This window comes from Sphingomonas sp. Leaf30, from assembly GCF_001422525.1.
Taxonomy (GTDB): domain Bacteria; phylum Pseudomonadota; class Alphaproteobacteria; order Sphingomonadales; family Sphingomonadaceae; genus Sphingomonas; species Sphingomonas aerolata.
Map to the genome: position 1 here is coordinate 2,457 of NZ_LMKZ01000020.1, position 320 is coordinate 2,776.

1 protein-coding gene is annotated in these 320 nt (G+C 59.1%); it reads left to right on the plus strand.

What is annotated here, in order from left to right:
* Positions 1-206, plus strand: a 206-nt coding sequence (locus tag ASE89_RS21360) for a hypothetical protein (RefSeq protein ID WP_236701872.1), incomplete at its 5' end; no start/stop codon positions are given.
* Positions 207-320 lie beyond the last annotated feature (114 nt).

A 320-nucleotide genomic window follows, 5' to 3' on the forward strand; every position in this document is an offset into this window, starting at 1 on the left:
TCGGCCAGCTTTACCGTGCCGCAGCAGTCGTTGGCGAAAAGGCCGGCCTCACCGGCATCAACGACAGGCTTACGCGGGAAGACGAGAAGAGTGATGAGCAAGACAGTGCCGGCAGCGACGACACCGAGACTGATAACTCGCCACATCTTCGCTCCCCTTTCACCGCGTCGGACACTGTGCCCCCCGTCGGTTCTGCCCACACCTAGGCAGCGTTTTGTCGGCCGTAAGCGTCGAACCTTACCACCCTCGCTGTAGGTGCAGAGCAACATATGTAGATTTAAGAGTCAAGTGACTCCGCATAATTCCGGTCGTTCGCCCGG